Below are 19,820 nucleotides of genomic sequence, written 5' to 3' on the forward strand. Positions count from 1 at the left end.
TCGAACCGGCTCCGACCAGCGCATTTCATCAGTACGACCGGTTGTACGACCGGCCGTACGACCGGCAGCGCCGCAGGCGTCGTCACAGCCGCACCAGGACCTCGCCGAGGTCCTTGCGGCGGAGGTCGGGCACCCGGGCGTCGTCCGCCGGGTACCCGACCGGGATGACGTACGCGGCGCGTTCCTCGGCCGGCCGCTCGCAGACCTCGTTCAGGAACCGCATCGGGCTCGGGGTGTGGGTGAGGGTGGCCAGCCCGGCCTGGTGGAGGGTCGCGAGCAGCAGGCCGACGGCGATGCCGACCGACTCCTTGGTGTAGTAGGGCCGCGGCGAGTCGGGGCCCTTGTGCACCTCGAAGACCACGATCACGGCCGGCGCGTCCTCCAGGAAGGGCTTGCGCCAGTCGGTACCGATCGGTGCCAGGGCCGCCAGCCACTCCGCGGAGGCGCGGTGGGCGTAGAACGCGCGTTCCTCGGCCTCGGCGGCCTCGCGCAGCCGCCGCTTGCGGTCCGGGTCGGTGATCACGACGAACCGCCAGGGCTGCACGTGGGCCCCGCTCGGGGCGGTGGAGGCGGTCCGGACGGCCCACTCCAGCACCCCGTCCGGGATGGGCCGGGTGGTGTAGTCGCGGACGGTCCGGCGCTGGGCCATCACCGCGTGGAAGGACCTGGCGCGGGCCTCGGCCTCGTGGGCGGGCACCGTCATGGGCCGGAGTTCGACGGTCGGGTGCGCCGTCGGCGAAGCACTGTCAACCATGGGATCCAGCACAGCACATGACGGCGCGTCGACGAAAGGGTCCAGTCCAATCAGGCTTCGCGGACCAGACCACTCTCCACCGTCAGCCGCCGGTTCACCGACACCGTCTCCAGCATCCGCCGGTCGTGGGTGACCAGCAGCAGGGTGCCGGTGTACGAGGCGAGCGCCGACTCCAGCTGCTCGATCGCGGGCAGGTCCAGGTGGTTGGTCGGCTCGTCCAGCACCAGCAGGTTGACCCCGCGGCCCTGCAGCAGGGCGAGTGCCGCCCTGGTCCGCTCGCCGGGCGAGAGGGTGGCGGCCGGGCGCATCACGTGTGCGGCCTTCAGCCCGAACTTGGCCAGCAGGGTGCGGACCTCCTCCGGCGCGGTGTCCGGCACGGCCGCGGCGAAGGCCTCCAGCAGCGGCTCGTCGCCGAGGAACAGGCCGCGCGCCTGGTCGACCTCGCCGACCACCACGCCCGAGCCCAGCACGCTGCTGCCACCGTCCAGGTCCAGCCGGCCGAGCAGCGCCGCGAGCAGGGTGGACTTGCCCGCGCCGTTGGCGCCGGTGATCGCGACCCGGTCCGCCCAGTCGATCTGCAGGTCCACCGGGCCGAGCGCGAACCGCCCGCGCCGCACCGTGGCGCCCCGCAGGGTGGCGACCACCGAGCCGGAGCGCGGCGCGGAGGCGATCTCCATCCGCAGCTCCCACTCCTTGCGCGGCTCCTCGACCACCTCCAGGCGCTCGATCATCCGCTGGGTCTGCCGCGCCTTGGAGGCCTGCTTCTCGGTCGACTCCTGGCGCTGTGCCCGGCCGATCTTGTCGTTGTCCGGGCCCTTGCGGCGGGCGTTGCGGACGCCGTGCTCCATCCAGTTGCGCTGCATCCGGCCGCGGGCCTCCAGTGCGGCCTTGGTGTCGGCGTACTCGTCGTACTCCTCGCGGGCGTGCCGGCGGGCGATGTCCCGCTCCTCCAGGTACGCCTCGTAGCCGCCGCCGTACACGTTGACCCTCTGCTGGTGCAGGTCCAGCTCGACCACCCGGGTCACCGTGCGGGCCAGGAACTCGCGGTCGTGGCTGATCAGCACGGTGCCGGCGCGCAGGCCGCGGACGAAGGACTCCAGCCGCTCCAGTCCGTCCAGGTCCAGGTCGTTGGTGGGCTCGTCCAGCAGGAAGACGTCGTAGCGCGACAGCAGCAGCGAGGCCAGGCCCGCGCGGGCGGCCTGGCCGCCGGACAGCGCGGTCATCGGCAGGTCCAGGCCGACCTTGAGACCGAGCGTGGCGGCCACCTCCTCGGCCCGCTCGTCGAGGTCGGCGCCGCCGAGCTCCAGCCAGCGGTCCAGGCTCTCCGCGTACGCGTCGTCGGCGCCCGCCCGGCCCTCGACCAGGCCCTCGGTGGCCTCGTCCAGCGCGGCCTGGGCCGCCGCGACGCCCGTCCGGCGGGCGAGGAAGTCACGGACCGACTCGCCCTCGCGGCGCTCGGGCTCCTGCGGGAGGTGCCCGACGTTGGCGCCGGCCGGGCTGAGCCGCAGCGAGCCGCCCTCGGGCGTGTCCAGGCCGGCCATCAGCCGCAGCAGGGTGGACTTTCCGGCACCGTTGACACCGACCAGGCCGATCACCTCGCCCGGGGCGACCACCAGGTCCAGCCCGGAGAAGAGGGTGCGGTCGCCGTGGCCGGCGCTGAGATCCTTGACGACGAGAGTGGCACTCATGATGCCCCGATCCTAGTCGCCGCCGCGGGGCGGCCCGGCCCGCCCGCCGTTGCGCAGGCCCATGCCCCGGGCCCACCCGGGGTGCCGCTTAATCCGTTGCGGCGCTCCGGACCCCCGGCCTACCGTGGCACCACCGGGCGGCGGTCCGCCCGGTTCCGCCCCGCACGTCTGGAGAAGGCCGTTGCTCTTCTGAGGTCACGAGACACCGCCCCCCGCGCCTGAGGACCCGGCGTGCGGCGTGAGCGTGCGACCTCGGCTGAGCCGGCCCCGGATCCGCGGGCCCCTCCACTCTGTGCCGTCGTACCGCACCAGCGGTGTCTCCCGTGTTGCTCCGATCACCCACGGCAACCGCAGGAGGCCTGCATGTCACATCCCCCCATCTCCGTCCTGTGCACCGACCTCGGCTTCGAGTGGCCCGACGGGACCACCGTCCTGGACGGCTTCCACCTCGCCGTCGGCCCCGGCCGCACCGGGCTGATCGGCCTGAACGGGGCCGGCAAGTCCACCCTGCTCCGGCTGATCGCCGGCGAGCTCACCCCGACCTCCGGAGCCGTCCGGCTCGGAGGTGAACTCGGCTACCTGCCACAGGACATCACCACCCGGGCCGACCAGGGCGTGGACGAGGCGCTCGGCATCCGGGCCGCCCGGCACGCGCTGCACGCCATCGAGTCCGGCGACGGCGACGAGCGGCACTTCGCCGTCCTCGGCGACGACTGGGACGTCGAGGAGCGCGCCCGCGCCACCCTCGACCGGCTCGGCCTGCACCTGGACCTCGACCGCACCGTCGGCGAACTCTCCGGAGGCCAGGCCGTCCTGCTGCACCTGGCCGCCCTGCTGCTGCGCCGCCCGGACGTGCTGCTGCTGGACGAGCCGACCAACAACCTCGACCGGGCGGCCCGCGCCCGCCTGTACGAGGCGGTGGCCGCCTGGCAGGGCGTGATGCTGATCGTCAGCCACGACCGCGAGCTGCTGGAGCACGTGGACCGGATCGCCGACCTCCGGGACGGCGAAGTCACCTGGTACGGAGGAAACTTCAGCGACTACCAGGCGGCCCTGGCGGCCGAGCAGGCGAGCGCCGAGCGGCTGGTCCGCAACGCCGAGGCCGACGTCCGGCGCCAGCAGCGCGACCTGGTCGAGGCCCGTGTCCGGCTGGAGCGCAGCGCCAGCTACGGCAAGAAGCGCTCGGTCACCCGGAACGACCCGAAGATCTTCGCGGGCAAGCTGAGGGCGCAGGGCCAGGAGACCGCCGGGCGGTTGCGCGGCATGCACACCGAGCGGCTCACCGAGGCCAAGGAGCGCCTGGTGTCCGCCGAGGAGGCGGTCCGCGACGACGCCGAGATCCGGATCGACCTGCCGCACACCGCCGTCCCCGCCGGCCGTACGGTGCTCACCCTGGACAAGGTGCGGCTCGCCCACGGTCCCAGGATCCAGCTGGAGCTGTGCGGTCCCGAGCGGATCGCCCTGGTGGGCCGCAACGGCTCCGGCAAGTCCACCCTGCTGCGCACCGTCGCCGGCGAACTCGCCCCGCTGGAGGGCGAGAGCGGCACCCCGGTGCCGCTGCGGTACCTCCCGCAGCGGCTCGACCTGCTCGACGACGCGCTGACCGTGGTCGGCAACGTCCGGACGTTCGCGCCGCGCGCCGGGGAGAACGCGATCCGGGCCCGGCTGGCCCGCTTCCTGTTCCGGGGGGCGCGGGCCGACCAGCTCGCGGGCACCCTCTCCGGCGGCGAGCGGTTCCGGGCCACGCTGGCCGCCCTGCTGCTCGCCGAACCGCCGCCGCAGCTCCTGCTGCTCGACGAGCCGACCAACAGCCTGGACCTGGCGAGCGTCCGCCAGCTCACCCAGGCCCTGTCCGGGTACCGGGGGGCGCTGGTCGTGGCTGGCCACGACGTGCCGTTCCTGCGCGGCCTCGGCATCACCCGGTGGCTGGAGTTCGAGGACGGTGAGCTGCGCCGGATCGACCCGCTCTGAGCGGGCGCCGGTACCGCCCGGCGGGGAGCCCGCGCACGCGGGCGCCCCGCTCCGGGCGGTCCGCACCGTGACCGGCCGTCCCGGGCGGGACCGGGGTGACGCATCGTCACCATGCCCGCCGGCCCGCGATGGTGTCCGGTTGCCCGGGTGCGTAGCATCGTGAGGCCGACGCGTCCGCGGCCGGCGGATCCGCCCTCCGAGCGACCTGGGACGTGTCTTGATCGAGGATCTGCTGGCCGGGCTGCTGGGCGTGCTGCCTCCGCTGCCCGGCACCGGACGCCGCCGCCGACGGCAGTGGCGGAACTTCGAGGCCGGCCGGGTGGTCACCTTCGAGGCCGGGGTGCTCGGCGCCGAGCCGTACTGCCGGCCGGAGATCGGGGTGCTCAACCTCTCCCGGACGGAACTGCTGGCGGCGCCGTCGGGCGGGCTCGGCGCGACCGGCCGGAAGCTGCCGATGGAGCGGATCGAAGTGGTGCTGGTCCGCGACCGGCTCCGGTCCGACCCGAAGGGCATCCGGCCCCACTGGCGGGTGGCCGAGTGCCGGGACGAGGACGCCGTGGTCCTGCTGGGCTGCGCCCCGGGCCGGATGGAACTGCTGCTGCACGCCCTGCGCCGGACGCCGGGGCGCTGAGCCACCGAAGCGCCCACCCGCCGCCCGGCGGAACGCACCACAGGAGGGGCACCATGACCATCCCGGCCGACGAACGCAGGGCCCGCATCACCGGGATCGTCCGGGAGCTCGGCACGGTCCGGGTGGTCGACCTGGCCGCCCGGCTGGGCGTCCCCGCCGTCACCGTCCGCCGGGACGTCGCGGCCCTGGCGCACGCCGGCCGGCTGCGCCGCTCGCACGGCGCCGTCTCGCTCCCGCCCGGCCCGGAGAGCGCCGGACGGTCCGGCCGCGCCGACGGCCGTGGCAGGGTGGTCGGGATGCTGGTCCCCGCCGTCGGCTCCTCCTACGACGAAGTGATCGCCGGCGCCCGCTCGGCCGCCGCCGCCGCGGGGGCCCGACTGGTGCTCGGCGTCGCCCGCTCCGGGGCCGGCGACGAGCGGGCCCAGGTCGAACGGCTGCTGGAGTCCGCCGCCGACGGCCTGCTGCTCACCCCCGGCCGGCACCCCGCGCACCGGGCCGAGGAGTACGACTGGCTGGCCGGCCTTCCGGTCCCGGCCGTGCTGGTCGAGCCGCCGGCCGGCCCGGTGTCGCCCGGCACGGGGCTCGACGCGGTCGGTGCCGACCACCGGCACGGTGTCCTGCTGGCGCTGCGGCACCTGCGGGCCCTCGGCCACCGGGGCGTCCTGCTGGCCGCCCGCGGCGACACCCGGACGGCACGGGCGGTCCGCACGGGCTACGCCGAGGCCGTCCGGCTGCTCGACCTGGAACCGCAGCCGGTGCTCGACCCGCAGCCTCCCGGCACTCCGTCGGCCGATCCCGATCCCGATCCCGATCCGGAGCGGGTCGCGGACCGGATCGCCGCGGCCGCCGGGACGGGCGTCCGCGCGGTGCTCGTCCACGACGACCAGGACGCCATCCACCTGCCGTCGCTGCTCCGCGCCCGCGGCCTGCGGGTGCCGGACGACGTCGCCCTGATCTCCTACGGCGACGGGTTCGCCGCACTCGCCGCCCCGCCGCTCACCGCGGTGGCGTCGCCCGACCTCGCGGTCGGTGCCACCGCCCTGGACCTGCTGCTGCGCCGCCTCTCGGCGGGCGCCGAGCTGCCCGCGCACCACGTCGCGCTGCTGCCGAGCCTGAAGGTCCGCACCTCCTGCGGCGGCGCGGGTTGACCGGAACCGGTCGAGCGGGGGCCGCCCGGCCCGTACGCTCGGGGCATGCCGACCCCCGCCTTCGTCCCGGACGACTTCACGCCCCCGCGCACGCTGACGGCCGACCGGTTCCGGCTGGAGCCGCTGGGCCCGCAGCACAACGCCGCCGACCTGGCGGCCTGGACGTCCAGCGTGGCGCACATCCGGGCCACCCCGGGCTTCGCCGAAGGGTCCTGGCCGCCGGCGGACGGCATGGCGCCCGCCGACAACCTCAGGGACCTGCGACGGCACGCGGACGACTTCGAGCAGCGGACCGGCTTCACCTTCAGCGTCCTCGACGGCCCGACCGACGCCGACGTGGTCGGCTGCGTGTACGTCTACCCCTCCCGCACCGAACCGGGGACGGCCCGCGCCAGCTCCTGGGTCCGGGCGGACCGTGCCGAGCTGGACGGGCCGCTGCACCGGGCGGTGGCCGACTGGCTGGCCGCCGACTGGCCGTTCGAGCGGATCGACTACCGCTGAGCCCGCCGGACGGGGACGAGGTCTCGTCCGGCCGGACCGGATCTAGCGGTTCCAGTGCGGGCTCAGCACCACGGCCTTCAACTCCTCGACGGTCAGTGCCGCGTCCGTCCGGGTGGCCGGACCGCGGGGGATCTCGGCGAGCTGGTCGGTGTCGAACTCGGTGAGCTGCACGAAACGGCCGTCCGGGCGGATCGCGATCGCCGTCCACCCGCCGGACCCCGCCGACCCCGCCTGCGGCCGCTCGGTCTCCACCTGGGTGCCGTCGGGCAGTACCTCGCAGGTCCGCCCCGGCACCGGCCCGCAGGTCCGGCCGGCCAGCACCGCGGGGGTGATGTCGTGCACGTTCAGCGCCAGCGCGACCCGGCCGTGCCCGTCGTCGTAGAGCAGCGAGACGTCGACCCGCGGCTCGTGCCCGGGCGTGGCGCCGACCCGTCCGTCGGTGAACTCGCCCAGCGAGTGGGCCACCGTGGTGGAGCCCCTGGTCGGGAGCATCGCCGCCAGCTGACCGGCCACCGGGCCCGACCGGGACACCACCGGCGGGGTGAACGCGGGTGACGGCGTCGCGCCGGCCGAGGCCGGTGCGGTGGCCGGTCCGACCGGGGCCGCCGTGCGCGGCGCCAGCTGGTTGATCCCCAGCCCCGCCGCCCCGACGGCGAGTACGGCGACGGCGCCCAGCTGCATCCGGCGGACCCGGCGCAGCCGCCGGCCCCGGACGGCGGCCCGTGCCACCAGGTCGGGCCCGTGCCGGCCGAACCGCTCGACGGCCACGCTCATCGCGTCGTGCAGCCCGTGCTGAGGCTGCTCGTCAGGGGACACTGTGCTCTCCGTTCGATCGCAATGGGGACGGGCGCGCGGCACCGTCAGAGCCTGCTGAGTTCGGCGAAATCCGTGCCGAGGATCTGTCTCAGCCGTTGCAGCGCCCGTGAGCTGCGGGTCCGGACCGTGCCCGCGGTGAGGTGCAGGGCCCGGGCGGTCTCCTCCACCGAGCGGTCCTCCCAGTACCGCAGCACCAGGACGGCGCGGTCCTTGGGGCCGAGCGCCGCCAGGCCGTCCACCAGGGTCAGCCGCAGCGCCGGGTCGTCGGAGCGCGCGGTGGCCTCCGGGAGCCGATCGGACGGCCGCTCGCCGGAACGGCCGAGCCGCCGCTGCGAGATGAAGGTGCGGACCAGCACCGTGTGCGCGTACGCGGCAGGCGGCTGGGTGCGGTCGATCCGGCGCCAGGAGCGGTACATCTTCGCCAGCGTCTCCTGGACCAGGTCCTCCGCCAGGTGCCAGTCGCCGGTCAGTAGGCACGCGCTGCGGAACAGCTGTCCGCTGCGGGCGTGGGCGAACTCCAAGAAGTCCGCGGGTGCTTCCCCCACCAGGTTGTCCTTCCGAGCTTCGATGTTCACCACACCCACGCCGCGACCCCGGCGGGACGTTACGGGCCACCCCGGTGTGATCACCGCCACAGCCGTCGCGGTCGGCGTCGACCAGCGTCCAGCAGGTGACACTCTCGGGCACGGGGGCGGGCCCGGCGGGCAGGATGGGGCGATCATCAGCAGGGCGAACCCCGCGGCCCGAGACCCCTGGAGAGAGCGTGACCACCGTCGAGATCCCCGGTTCCAAGTCGGTGACGGCCCGGGCCCTGTTCCTGGCCGCGGCGGCGGAGGGCACCACCACCCTGCTCCGCCCGCTCGCCTCCGACGACACCGAGGGCTTCGCCGAGGGGCTGGCCGCGCTCGGCTACGGCATCGCGCGTGCGGACGGCGCCTGGCGGATCGAGGGCCGCCCGCAGGGCCCGGCCAGGGACGCCGACGTGTACTGCCGGGACGGTGCCACCACCGCGCGCTTCCTGCCCACCCTGGCCGCCGCCGGCCACGGCGAGTTCCGCTTCGACGCCTCCGCCCAGATGCGCCGCCGCCCGCTCGCCCCGCTGACCGGCGCGCTGCGCGCCCTCGGCGTCGAACTGCACCACGAGGAGCGCGAGGGCCACCACCCGCTGCGGATCACCGGCCGCGGCGTGCGCGGCGGCGAGGTGACGCTGGACGCCGGCCTGTCCTCCCAGTACCTCACCGCGCTGCTGCTGCTCGGCCCGCTGACCCGCGACGGCCTGCGGATCACCGTCACCGACCTGGTCTCCGCGCCGTACGTGGAGATCACCCTGGCGATGATGCGCAGCTTCGGCGTCGGGGTGGAGCGGGAGGGCGACGTCTTCTCGGTGCCGCCGGGCGGCTACCGGGCCACCGAGTACCCGGTCGAGCCGGACGCCTCGACCGCCAGCTACTTCTTCGCCGCCGCCGCGTCGACCGGCCGCGAGGTCACCGTGCCGGGCCTCGGCACCGGGGCGCTCCAGGGCGACCTGCGGTTCGTCGAGGTGCTGGAGCGGATGGGCGCCCGGGTGGACCTGCGGGCGGACCGGGTGACGGTGACGGGAGCCCCCGGCGGTCGGCTGTGCGGCGTGACCGCGAACATGCGCGACATCTCCGACACCATGCCGACGCTGGCCGCGATCGCCCCGTTCGCCGACGGCCCGGTCCGCATCGAGGACGTGTACAACACCCGGATCAAGGAGTGCGACCGGCTGGAGGCCTGCGCGCAGAACCTCCGGCGGCTCGGCATCACCGTCGCCACCGGCCGGGACTGGATCGAGATCCACCCCGGGACCCCCGCCGCCGCCGAGATCGAGACGCACGGCGACCACCGCATCGTGATGTCCTTCGCCGTGGCCGGCCTGCGCACCCCGGGCATCACGTACGACGACCCGGGGTGCGTTCGCAAGACCTTCCCCGACTTCCACCGCGCCTTCGCCGCCTGGGCGGCCGGCTGAGCCGCCGGCCGAGCGGCGGGGTGCTTCGGCGGGGCTTCGGCGGGCCTACCGTTCGCCGGCGGGGGCCGGCGCCTTGGCGGAGGTGTCCAGTGTCGCCGTCGCCGTCGCCGTCGCCGTCGCCGGGGCCGCCGCCGTTGCCGCGGCCGGAAAGAGCCGGCGGTTGACCAGGGTGCCGAGGCGGTCCAGGCCGACCACGGCGGCGGCCAGCACGACGAACTCGACCGTCAGCTGGGCGATCTGGCCGGCCACCCAGGCGTGGCCCTCGATGCCCGGGTCGAGGAAGAAGTACGGGTACTTGAGCGGGAACGACGGGAACAGCGCGGCGCGGACCTCGGTGACGACGGCGTAGCCAACCGGGAAGGCCAGCCACAGTGGCAGGTCGCGCCAGCGGGAGGCGTTGCGCGGCTTCAGGCAGAGCCAGTCCACCAGGACCATGACGGGCGTGGTGTAGTGCAGCAGGAAGCTCGACCAGTTCTGCAGCTGGGCGGGGCCGGAGCCCAGACCGGGCAGCGGGTTCTCGCCGTGGTTGAGGAGGATGTGGGCGACCAGGCCGGTGATGGTGATGTACAGCGTGGCGGCCCCGCGCAGCCTGGGCGCCGGGGCGTCCACCGTGCCGCGCCGGGTCATCCAGTAGAGGGCGGAGGCGAAGTAGCCGAGCACGATCACGTTGCTCTCGACGGTGAAGTACACCAGCGAGCTGTTGCTGAGGATCAGCCCGAGCCCGGCGGAGATCACGATGGCCAGGCGCCACCACGGTGCGGGGCGGGTCCAGACTGACATGCGTTCACCAGTTCGTGTCAGGGGGTTCACCCGGAGGATACGGACGAATGCCGCACTCTACCCGCCGGTAGTACACCCGAGGAAGGCGTGACTCGGAGGTCGCCGACCGTCGGCCCGCCGGTGTCCGGACGCGAAGCCCTAGCCCGGCCGGACGAAGCCGGATTCGTAGGCGGCGATCACCGCCTGGGTGCGATCGCGGGCGCGCAGCTTCGCCAGCACGCTGCCGACGTGGGTCTTCACCGTCTCGGGGCTGACCACCAGCCGTTCGGCGATCTCGCCGTTGCTGAGGCCGGCGGCCATCAGGCGCAGCACCTCGGCCTCCCGGCCGGTGAGCCGGTCGACCGGGCCCCGGCCGCCCTGACCGCCGCGACCACCCGGGCCGCCCGGGCCGCCCGGACTGTCCGCAGCGGCGGCGTCGCGCCGGTCGGCCTCCCCGGCGGCGAGGCCGCGGACGGAGGACGGGAACAGCAGCGAGTCGCCGTGCGCGGCCAGCCGGACGGCGTGCACCATCTCCTCGGCCCGGGCCCGCTTCAGCAGGAATCCGGCGGCGCCGGCCCGCAGCGCCTCGTACACGTAGTCGTCGTTCTCGAAGGTGGTGACCACCAGGATCCGGGGTGGTGGTTCGAGCCCGCCGACCAGCCGCCGGGTGGCGTCGATGCCGTTCAGCTCCGGCATCCGGACGTCCATCAGCACCACGTCCGGCCGCAGGTCGTGCACCAGCGGTAGGACCGCGGCGCCGGTCGCGGCCTCGCCGACCACGGTGATGTCCGGTTCGACGTCGAGCACCACCCGCAGGCCGGTGCGCACCAGCCGCTCGTCGTCGGCGATCACCACCCGGATCGGCGGGCGCGGCGTGCCGGTCACCGCGGGCTCACGGCGGAGCGGTCGGTCGGGAGTGCGGCGGTCAGGCGCCAGTCCGCGCCGTCCTCGGTGGGGCCGGAGCGGCAGTCGCCGTGCAGGGCGGCGGCGCGTTCGGCCATGCCGCGCAGGCCGCGTCCGCCGCCCGGACGGGAGGGCCTGTCGGCGCCGATCGGGTTGGTCAGTTCCACGGTCAGGCGTCCTTCGCCGAGGTCGATCCGGAGCCGGGCGGGTACCGGACCGGCGTGCCGCAGTACGTTGGTGAGGCCCTCCTGCACGATCCGGTAGGCCTCCCGGGAGAGGGGGGCGGGCAGCCGGCCGAGGCCGGGGCCGGTGCGGAGGTCCACCCGGACCCCGGAGAGCCGCATCTGCCGGACCAGGGAGTCGAGTTCGGCTAGGGTCGGGCCGGCCGGGCCGCTCTCCTCCTCGCGCAGCACGCCGAGGACGGTGTCCAACTCGGCGACGGCGGCCCGTGCGGTCTCCTCGATCGCCCGGAGCGCCTCGGCCGCGAACTCCGGGTCGCTGCGCAGGACCCGGCCGACGGCGGCGGCCTGGATGGTGACGGCGCTCAGCGCGTGTCCGACGGAGTCGTGCAACTCCCGGGCGAGCCGGTTGCGGTGGGCCAGTTCCACCACCCGGGCCTCGGCGGCGGCGAGCCGCTCGGCGGGGGTGGGGCCGAGCAGTCGCGGGGCGAGCCGGGCCAGGCTGCTGCCGGCCGCCGCGTTGGCGGTCAGCAGCAGTGCCACCAGCCCGGCCGCGACGACCGGTGCGGGTGGTGGGTGGGCGCCGAAGTAGAGGCGTGTCCAGGCGGGGTCCGGGAAGAACAGGAGGACGGCCACCGCCGGGGGCACGGCCAGCGACATGCCGGCCACCACGCCGCCGAGCAGCAGGTGGAGCACGTACCAGACGGCGGTGCGCCGGCGGGCGGCCCAGGAGTGCGAGGGGGTGACGGCCAGGTCGCCGTCGGCGCCCGCGCACAGCGCCCGCGCGGCGGTCGCCTCCAGCACCCGCACCACCGGGAGGAGGGCGGTCGCGGCGGCCGCGGGCAGCGCGGCCACGAGGGCCAGTAGTTGCAGGACGGCGGCCTGCCGGGCGTCGCCGGCGGCGGCGCCGCGGTGGAGCGAGGTCAGGATCACCAGGGCCAGCAGCCAGTACGGCATCAGCAGTGCGCCGCCGAGCACTAGGTGCACCCAGCGCCGTGCGGCCCGTCCCCCGAGCAGTGCCTTCACCGGGCCGACCCTACGTCAGCCCGGCGGGCGTACGGGCGTGTGCGGTCCGGAGCGTCGGTGGCCATCCCCCGATCCTGCCGTCCGGGGCCCGGCGGGCGCGTCCGACCGGCGGCCGATCCCGCTCCCCCGCACGGGGGAGACCGGCGGAGCCGCAGGTCGGGGGAGCCGCGGGCCGGACGGGTCTCGGGTCGGACGGGCCTCGGGCCGTACGGCAGGCGGGCTCAGGTCGGGCTCAGTAGTGCAGGTGGGTGCTCTCGTGGGTGCGCCGCTGGATGCCGTCGGCGGCCTGGTCGATCAGGGCGTGGGCCAGGTCGGAGCAGGCCCGGGCGGCGGCGAGTTCCTCGCCGACGGTGGAGTCCGGGGTGTCGTCGGGGCTGCGGCGGGCGACGCCGACGCCGAGGGCGCCGGGAGCGCTGAAACCGCTGAGTTTGGCGGTGCAGGTGGTGCGGTCCTCGTCCTCGTCGAAGTCGAGATCGACGATCCAGTGGTTGTGCACGGCAGATCACCCTCTCTGTGGCGGGAGCGTCAGCCCCAGAATCCGCCTGCCCGCCGCCGTTCGCAAGGAGGGCCGTCGGTCGCCGGGTGCGACCCTTGTTACCGGCGGGTCAACTGCCTATCATCACGACTGTGACAGCTCCACTGTCACACATGGTCGAGCCCGGGAGGCCGAGCAGTGACGGAGACGACCGGAGCCGGGCCGCTGGCCGGGCTGCGCGTGCTGGAACTGGCCGGGATCGGGCCGGGGCCGTTCGCCGCCATGCTCCTCGCCGACCTGGGCGCCGACGTCGTCCGGGTGGACCGCCCGGGGCCGCCCCCGATCGGGCCCGAGCCGGCCTTCGACCTCACCAACCGCAACAAGCGCTCGGTGCTGGTCGACCTCAAGAGCGCCGGCGGCCCCGGCCTCGTCCTGGACCTGGCCGAACGCGCCGACCTGCTGATCGAGGGCTACCGCCCGGGCGTCGCCGAACGCCTCGGTGTCGGCCCCGAAGCCTGCCTCGCCCGCAACCCGGCCCTCGTCTACGGCCGGATGACCGGCTGGGGCCAGAGCGGCCCGCTGGCCGCCCGCGCCGGCCACGACATCGGCTACACCGCCACGGCCGGCGCACTCGGCCTGATCGGTCCCGCCGACGGTCCGCCGGCCATCCCCGCCAACCTGCTCGGCGACTACGCCGGCGGCTCGCTCTACCTGGTCGTCGGCCTGCTCGCCGCGCTGCGCCACGCCGAGCGGACCGGTCGCGGCCAGGTGGTCGACGCGGCCGTCGTGGACGGCACCGCCCACCTCACCTCGATCCTCTGGGGGCTGCTCGCGGCCGGCCAGTGGCACGACCGCCGGGGCGTCAACCTGCTCGACGGCGGCGCGCCCTGGTACGACACCTACCGCACCGCGGACGGCCGCTACATGGCCGTCGGGGCGCTGGAGCCGCAGTTCTACGCCGAGTTCGCCCGGCTGCTGGACCTCGGCGAGGACGCGCCCGCCCAGTACGACCTCGCCCGTTGGCCCGACCTCCGGACCAGGATCGCCGACCGCTTCGCCACCGGCACCCAGGCCGAGTGGACGGCGCTCTTCGAGGGCCGGGACGCCTGCGTCGCACCCGTCCTGACCCTGCGCCAGGCCGCCGAGCACCCGCACCTGGCCGCCCGCGAGACGTACCCCACCCACGACGGCATCACCCAGCCCGCCCCCGCCCCCCGGTTCTCCGACACCCCCGGCTCGTTGCGCCGCCCGCCCGCCCGGCCCGGCCAGCACACCGCGGAGGTGGCCGAGGACTGGCGGGTGCCGGGGCTGGACCCCGGGCCCACCCCCTGAGAGGACCGACCCAGGTGCAACGAGAGCTCTACACCGAGGAGCACGAGGCGTTCCGGGAGACCGTGAAGGCCTTCCTGGCCAAGGAGGTGCTGCCGCACTACGACCGCTGGGAGCAGGCCGGCATCGTCGACCGCGACGCCTGGCGGGCCGCCGGCCGGCAGGGCCTGCTCGGCATGGCCGTCCCCGAGGAGTACGGCGGCGGCGGCACCCCCGACTTCCGCTTCGCGGCCGTGCTGGCGGAGGAGTTCACCCGTGCCGGGGTCAGCGGCCTGGCGCTCGGCCTGCACAACGACATCATCGGCCCGTACCTGACCTCGCTCGGCACCGAGGAGCAGAAGCGGCGCTGGCTGCCCGGCTTCTGCACCGGCGAGCTGGTCACCGCGATCGCGATGACCGAGCCCGGCACCGGTTCCGACCTCCAGGGCATCCGCACCTCGGCGGTCGACCGCGGTGACCACTACCTGCTCAACGGCAGCAAGACCTTCATCTCCAACGGCATCCTGTCCGACCTGGTCGTGGTGGTCGCCCGCACCACCCCCGAGGGCGGCGCGCACGGGCTCAGCCTGCTGGTGGTGGAGCGCGGCACGGCGGGCTTCGAGCGCGGCCGCAACCTCGACAAGATCGGCCAGAAGTCCCAGGACACCGCCGAGCTGTTCTTCACCGACGTCCGGGTCCCCAAGGAGAACCTGCTCGGCGAGGAGAACCAGGGCTTCCTGTACCTGATGCGCAACCTCGCCCAGGAACGGCTGGCCATCGCGGTCGCCGCGATCGCGGGCGCCGAGCACCTGGTGGAGCTCACCACCGCGTACGTGAAGCAGCGCACCGCCTTCGGGCGGCCGCTGGCCAAGCTCCAGCACATCCGCTTCGAGATCGCCGAGCTGGCCACCGAGTGCGCCGTCACGCGGACCTTCGTCGACCGCTGCGTCACCGAGCACAACCGCTACGCGCTCACCCCCGTGGACGCCTCGATGGCCAAGTGGTGGGCCACCGAACTGCAGAAGCGCACCGCCGACCGCTGCCTCCAACTGCACGGCGGCTACGGCTACATGAGCGAGTTCCCGGTCGCCAGGGCATTCACCGACGGCCGGATCCAGACCATCTACGGCGGCACGACCGAGATCATGAAAGAGATCATCGGCCGCTCCCTCCTCGGCTAGAAACCTCCCGGAAAGGCACCCACCGTGACCACCGAAGCGTACGTCTACGACGCTGTCCGCACACCGCGAGGCCGGGGCAAAGCGAACGGCTCGCTGCACGGCACCAAGCCGATCGACCTCGTGGTCGGTCTGATCCACGAACTCCGTGCCCGCTTCCCCGGGTTGGACCCGGCCGCGATCGACGACATCGTGCTCGGCGTGGTCAGCCCGATCGGTGACCAGGGCTCCGACATCGCCCGGATCGCCGCCATCGCGGCCGGCCTGCCGGACACCGTCGCGGGCGTCCAGGAGAACCGCTTCTGCGCCTCCGGCCTGGAGGCCGTCAACCTGGCCGCCGCCAAGGTCCGTTCCGGCTGGGAGGACCTCATCCTGGCCGGCGGCGTCGAGTCGATGTCCCGGGTGAAGATGGGCTCCGACGGCGGCGCCTGGGCGATGGACCCGATGACCAGCTACCAGACCGGCTTCGTCCCGCAGGGCATCGGCGCCGACCTGATCGCCACCATCGAGGGCCTGTCCCGCACCGACGTGGACGCCTTCGCCGCCGAGTCCCAGGCCCGCGCCGCCAAGGCGCAGGCCGACGGCCTGTTCGACCGCTCCGTCGTCCCGGTCAGGGACCGCAACGGCCTGGTGGTGCTGGACCGCGACGAGTTCATCCGCCCCGGCACCACCGTGGAGACGCTGGCCGGCCTCAAGCCGTCCTTCGCCGGCATCGGCGAGGCCGGCGGCTTCGACGCCGTCGCCCTGCAGAAGTACCACTGGGTCGAGTCCATCGACCACGTCCACCACGCCGGCAACTCCTCCGGCATCGTGGACGGCGCCGCCCTGGTCGCGATCGGCTCCCGCGAGATCGGCGAGCGGTACGGGATGCGCCCGCGCGCCCGGATCGTCTCGGCCGCCGTGTCCGGCTCCGAGCCCACCATCATGCTGACCGGCCCGGCCCCCGCCACCCGCAAGGCCCTCGCCAAGGCCGGGCTGACCGCCGCCGACATCGACCTGGTCGAGATCAACGAGGCGTTCGCCGCCGTCGCGCTCCGCTTCATCCGCGAACTCGGCTTCCGGCACGACCAGGTGAACGTCAACGGCGGCGCGATCGCCCTCGGACACCCGCTGGGCGCGACCGGCGCGATGCTGATCGGCACCCTGATCGACGAGCTGGAGCGCCGCGACCTGCGCTACGGCCTGGCCACCCTCTGCGTCGGCGGCGGCATGGGCGTCGCCACCGTCATCGAGCGCATCTGACTCCCGGGAGACACGTTTCCATGAGCAACACGACTGCCATCCGCTGGGAGCAGGACCAGGACGGCGTGGTCACCCTCGTCCTCGACGACCCGGCCCAGTCCGCCAACACCATGAACGCCGCCTTCACCGACGCCCTGGAGGCGACGGTCGAGCGGCTGAAGGCCACCGACGGCCTGCGCGGCGTGATCATCACCTCCGCCAAGAAGACCTTCTTCGCCGGCGGCGACCTGCGGCTGATCTCCGCGGCCACCCCGGAGACCGCCGACCAGGTCTTCGCCAACTCGATGCGGATCAAGCGCGCGCTGCGCACCCTGGAGACCCTCGGCCGGCCGGTGGTCGCCGCCATCAACGGCGCGGCGCTCGGCGGCGGCCTGGAGATCGCCCTCGCCTGCCACCACCGGATCGCCCTGGAGGCGCCCGGCAGCAGGATCGGCCTGCCCGAGGTCACCCTCGGACTGCTCCCCGGCGGTGGCGGCGTGGTCCGCACCGTGCGGATGATGGGCATCACCGACGCGCTGCTCAAGGTCCTGCTGCAGGGCCGCCAGTACCGTCCGGCGCAGGCCCTGGAGAACGGCCTGGTGGACGAACTGGCCGCCACCCGCGAGGAGATGATGGCCAAGGCGCACGCCTTCGTGGCCGCCAACCCGGAGGCCGTCCAGCCCTGGGACGTCAAGGGCCACCGGATCCCCGGCGGCACCCCCAGCACCCCCGCCTTCGCCGCCAACCTGCCGGCCTTCCCGGCCAACCTGCGCAAGCAGCTGGCCGGTGCCGACTACCCGGCCCCGCGCAACATCCTGGCCGCCGCGGTCGAGGGCGCCCAGGTCGACGTCGACACCGCGATGGTCATCGAGGCCCGCTACTTCACCGAGCTGGCCTGCGGTCAGATCTCGAAGAACATGATCCAGGCGTTCTTCTTCGACATGCAGGCCGTCAACTCCGGCGCGGGCCGTCCCAAGGGCGTCGAGCCCCGCACGGTGCGCCGGGTCGCCGTGCTCGGTGCGGGCATGATGGGCGCCGGCATCGCGTACTCCTGCGCCCGGGCCGGCATCGAGGTGCTGCTCAAGGACGTCACCGCCGAGGCCGCCGAGCGCGGCAAGGCCTACTCGGCCGGCCTGCTGGACAAGGCGGTGGCCCGCGGCCGGACCACCCCCGAGCAGCGCGCGGAGCTGCTGGCCCGGATCACCCCGACCGCGGACGCCGCCGACCTGGCCGGCTGCGACGCGGTGATCGAGGCGGTCTTCGAGAACCCGGAGCTCAAGCACAAGGTGTTCCAGGAGGTCCAGGACGTCGTCGCCCCCGACGCGCTGCTCTGCTCCAACACCTCCACCCTCCCGATCGCCCTGCTCGCCGAGGGCGTCACCCGCGCCGCCGACTTCATCGGCCTGCACTTCTTCTCGCCGGTCGACAAGATGCCGCTGGTGGAGATCATCCGCGGCCCGCAGACCGGCGACGAGGCGCTGGCCCGCGCCTTCGACCTGGTCCGCCAGATCAACAAGACCCCGATCGTGGTCAACGACTCGCGCGGCTTCTTCACCTCACGGGTGATCGGCCAGTTCATCAACGAGGGCGTCGCCATGGTCGGTGAGGGACTCGACCCGGTCTCGGTCGAGCAGGCCGCCGCCCAGGCCGGCTACCCGGCCAAGGTGCTGTCCCTGCTGGACGAACTCACCCTCACGCTGCCCCGCAAGATCCGCAACGAGGCCCGGCGGGCGATCGAGGAGGCCGGCGGCAGCTGGTCCGAGCACCCGGCCGACGCGGTGATGGACCGGATGCTCGACGAGTTCGAGCGGCCCGGCCGCAGCGGCGGCGCCGGCTTCTACGAGTACCGGGACGGCCGGCGCACCCGGCTGTGGCCCGGCCTGCGCGAGCACTTCACCCGGCCGGGCGCCGAGATCCCGTTCGAGGACATGAAGGAGCGGATGCTCTTCGCCGAGGCGCTGGACTCGGTCCGCTGCCTGGAGGAGAACGTCCTCACCTCGGTCGCCGACGCCAACGTCGGCTCCGTCCTCGGCATCGGATTCCCGGCCTGGACCGGCGGCGTGCTCCAGTACATCAACGGCTACCGCGGCGGGCTGCCGGGCTTCACCGCCCGCGCCCGCGAACTGGCCGCCGCCTATGGCGAGCGCTTCCAGCCGCCCGCCCTGCTGGAGCGGATGGCCGCCGACGGCCGCACCTTCACCGGCTGACCGGCACCCCGGGGGCGCGAGGGCATCCGCGCGCCCCCGGGGGGGCACCCCGCGCCCCGGGGCCGGGCCCTCAGCCCGCGTCCCCCGCCGCCAACTCGTCCGCCAGCGACCGCTGGAAGGCCGTCACCAGCGCCTGCACCACCATCGGCTGGATCTGGTCCGTCAGCTCCTTCATCCGCTCCAGCTCCTCCGCCGGCGGATCGCTCTCCCGGTACGGCTTCCAGACCGTCTCCCGGAACAGCCGGTGCAGGTCGTGCGCGGTCGCCTGGCTGTGCAGCCGCACCACCGCCCGGGCCGCCACCAGCGTCTCCAGCGGAATCGGCACGTCCAGCACCCGCACCCCGAGCGGCAGCAGACCCGGGTCGACCTTGAACACCTCCGGGTCCCCGGTGCGGTGCAGCGCCCCCATCGCGGTCAGCCGGTCCACGTCGGCGTCGGTCAGCGTCCGCCCGGCCCGCCGCTCGACCTGCTCCCGGCCGGCCTCCTCCGCCGCCTCCGGTGTCCAGGACGCCACCAGCGCCCGGTGGATCGCCAGATCGAGCGAGCTGATGTCCTCCGGCAACTGGGCCAGGTAGCGCTCGATCGCCGCCAGCGTCAGCCCCTGCCGCTGCAACTCCTCGATCAGCTCCAGCCGCCCCAGGTGCTCCGGCCCGTAGTGCCCGACCCGCCGCGGCCCGAGCTCCGGCGGCGGCAGCAGCCCCTTCGCGCTGTAGAACCGCAGCGTCCGGACCGTCACCCCGGCCCGGGCCGCGAGCTCGTCCACGGTCAGGCGCGCCGGCGCCGGGGGAGTAGCCGTCATGGTCCGTCCTCGGAGCGTGATGCAGCAGCACTGTGACAGCAGAAGTGTGACACCGCCCCTCCACACCGGTCCAGCAGCCCGGGCACCCTCGACCGCCACCCCTGCCGGTGCCCGGCGTCAGGTCCTGTCCGGGCGGTCGTGTCGGATCAGCCCGCGGCTTCGGGCGCCCGGCCGGCGCCGACCCCCGACGCGCTGACCGTCCGTCAGGACCTCGGCCGCCACGAGACCACCGACCGGTGGCGCGACCGGTGAACCCCCGGCCG

General features: G+C 74.5%; 18 protein-coding genes. 9 read left to right on the top strand and 9 right to left on the bottom strand.

The annotated features are described in order from the left end of the window. Window positions 1-82: 82 nt before the first annotated feature. Both ACIOFR_RS28010 and ACIOFR_RS28015 read right to left on the bottom strand, forming a co-directional pair. Complete coding sequence (locus tag ACIOFR_RS28010) at window positions 83-754, bottom strand: nitroreductase family protein (protein ID WP_401001928.1); 672 nt, start codon at window positions 752-754, stop codon at window positions 83-85. A gap of 50 nt (window positions 755-804) precedes the next feature. Beyond that, on the bottom strand, window positions 805-2,442 hold the full coding sequence (locus ACIOFR_RS28015) for an ABC-F family ATP-binding cassette domain-containing protein (RefSeq protein ID WP_401001930.1): 1,638 nt from the start codon (window positions 2,440-2,442) through the stop codon (window positions 805-807). A 363-nt stretch (window positions 2,443-2,805) separates the two neighbouring features. Between ACIOFR_RS28015 and ACIOFR_RS28020 the strand changes: the two genes are divergently transcribed. From ACIOFR_RS28020 to ACIOFR_RS28035, 4 genes are all read left to right on the top strand, one after another. After that, on the top strand, window positions 2,806-4,413 hold the full coding sequence (locus ACIOFR_RS28020; protein ID WP_401001932.1) for an ABC-F family ATP-binding cassette domain-containing protein: 1,608 nt from the start codon (window positions 2,806-2,808) through the stop codon (window positions 4,411-4,413). A gap of 217 nt (window positions 4,414-4,630) precedes the next feature. Beyond that, entirely contained in the window at window positions 4,631-5,044 is a 414-nt protein-coding gene (locus ACIOFR_RS28025; protein ID WP_401001934.1) for a hypothetical protein, read from the top strand. 53 nt (window positions 5,045-5,097) lie between these two features. Beyond that, a complete protein-coding gene (locus ACIOFR_RS28030) occupies window positions 5,098-6,192 on the top strand; it encodes a substrate-binding domain-containing protein (protein WP_401001936.1) in 1,095 nt (364 codons plus the stop codon). Between the two features lie 45 nt (window positions 6,193-6,237). Next, window positions 6,238-6,693 carry an N-acetyltransferase gene (locus tag ACIOFR_RS28035; RefSeq protein ID WP_401001938.1) on the top strand — a complete coding sequence of 152 codons (456 nt, stop codon included), beginning with the start codon at window positions 6,238-6,240 and terminating at the stop codon, window positions 6,691-6,693. A gap of 42 nt (window positions 6,694-6,735) precedes the next feature. Here ACIOFR_RS28035 and ACIOFR_RS28040 read toward each other — a convergent pair whose 3' ends face one another. Both ACIOFR_RS28040 and ACIOFR_RS28045 read right to left on the bottom strand, forming a co-directional pair. Then, window positions 6,736-7,509 (bottom strand): hypothetical protein, encoded by a 774-nt coding sequence (locus tag ACIOFR_RS28040; RefSeq protein WP_401001940.1) that lies wholly within the window; start codon window positions 7,507-7,509, stop codon window positions 6,736-6,738. Window positions 7,510-7,553: 44 nt separating this feature from the next. Continuing rightward, window positions 7,554-8,054, bottom strand: coding sequence for a SigE family RNA polymerase sigma factor (locus ACIOFR_RS28045; RefSeq protein WP_401001942.1), 501 nt, complete (start codon window positions 8,052-8,054; stop codon window positions 7,554-7,556). 218 nt (window positions 8,055-8,272) lie between these two features. On the opposite strand from ACIOFR_RS28045, the gene aroA reads away from it, so the two are divergent. After that, window positions 8,273-9,502: a 3-phosphoshikimate 1-carboxyvinyltransferase gene (gene aroA / locus ACIOFR_RS28050; RefSeq protein ID WP_401001944.1), complete on the top strand. Its 1,230-nt coding sequence runs from the start codon at window positions 8,273-8,275 to the stop codon at window positions 9,500-9,502. Between the two features lie 45 nt (window positions 9,503-9,547). Here the strand turns inward: aroA and ACIOFR_RS28055 are convergent, their stop codons facing one another. The 4 genes from ACIOFR_RS28055 to ACIOFR_RS28070 form a co-directional block, all read right to left on the bottom strand. After that, complete coding sequence (locus tag ACIOFR_RS28055) at window positions 9,548-10,282, bottom strand: Pr6Pr family membrane protein (RefSeq protein WP_401001946.1); 735 nt, start codon at window positions 10,280-10,282, stop codon at window positions 9,548-9,550. A 138-nt stretch (window positions 10,283-10,420) separates the two neighbouring features. After that, a complete protein-coding gene (locus ACIOFR_RS28060; protein WP_401001948.1) occupies window positions 10,421-11,146 on the bottom strand; it encodes a response regulator in 726 nt (241 codons plus the stop codon). Continuing rightward, on the bottom strand, window positions 11,143-12,369 hold the full coding sequence (locus ACIOFR_RS28065; RefSeq protein ID WP_401001949.1) for a sensor histidine kinase: 1,227 nt from the start codon (window positions 12,367-12,369) through the stop codon (window positions 11,143-11,145). Before ACIOFR_RS28065 ends, ACIOFR_RS28060 begins: the two co-directional genes overlap by 4 nt. 232 nt (window positions 12,370-12,601) lie before the next feature. Further along, complete coding sequence (locus ACIOFR_RS28070; protein ID WP_401001951.1) at window positions 12,602-12,865, bottom strand: DUF1876 domain-containing protein; 264 nt, start codon at window positions 12,863-12,865, stop codon at window positions 12,602-12,604. Window positions 12,866-13,042: 177 nt separating this feature from the next. On the opposite strand from ACIOFR_RS28070, the gene ACIOFR_RS28075 reads away from it, so the two are divergent. The 4 genes from ACIOFR_RS28075 to ACIOFR_RS28090 are packed head-to-tail and all read left to right on the top strand — an operon-like array spanning window position 13,043 to window position 18,758. After that, the gene (locus ACIOFR_RS28075; RefSeq protein WP_401001953.1) at window positions 13,043-14,176 is read left to right on the top strand and encodes a CaiB/BaiF CoA transferase family protein; all 1,134 of its coding nucleotides are present in this window, start codon (window positions 13,043-13,045) and stop codon (window positions 14,174-14,176) included. Between the two features lie 14 nt (window positions 14,177-14,190). After that, window positions 14,191-15,333, top strand: a complete 1,143-nt coding sequence (locus ACIOFR_RS28080) for an acyl-CoA dehydrogenase family protein (protein ID WP_401001955.1) — start codon at window positions 14,191-14,193, stop codon at window positions 15,331-15,333. Between the two features lie 24 nt (window positions 15,334-15,357). Then, window positions 15,358-16,572 (top strand): acetyl-CoA C-acetyltransferase, encoded by a 1,215-nt coding sequence (locus ACIOFR_RS28085; protein ID WP_401001957.1) that lies wholly within the window; start codon window positions 15,358-15,360, stop codon window positions 16,570-16,572. Window positions 16,573-16,592: 20 nt separating this feature from the next. Then, entirely contained in the window at window positions 16,593-18,758 is a 2,166-nt protein-coding gene (locus ACIOFR_RS28090) for a 3-hydroxyacyl-CoA dehydrogenase NAD-binding domain-containing protein (RefSeq protein WP_401001959.1), read from the top strand. A 70-nt stretch (window positions 18,759-18,828) separates the two neighbouring features. Here the strand turns inward: ACIOFR_RS28090 and ACIOFR_RS28095 are convergent, their stop codons facing one another. After that, the gene (locus ACIOFR_RS28095) at window positions 18,829-19,557 is read right to left on the bottom strand and encodes a MerR family transcriptional regulator (RefSeq protein WP_401001961.1); all 729 of its coding nucleotides are present in this window, start codon (window positions 19,555-19,557) and stop codon (window positions 18,829-18,831) included. Between the last annotated feature and the right edge of the window lie 263 nt (window positions 19,558-19,820).

This window comes from Kitasatospora sp. NPDC088346 (genome assembly GCF_044740765.1).
GTDB lineage: Bacteria > Actinomycetota > Actinomycetes > Streptomycetales > Streptomycetaceae > Kitasatospora.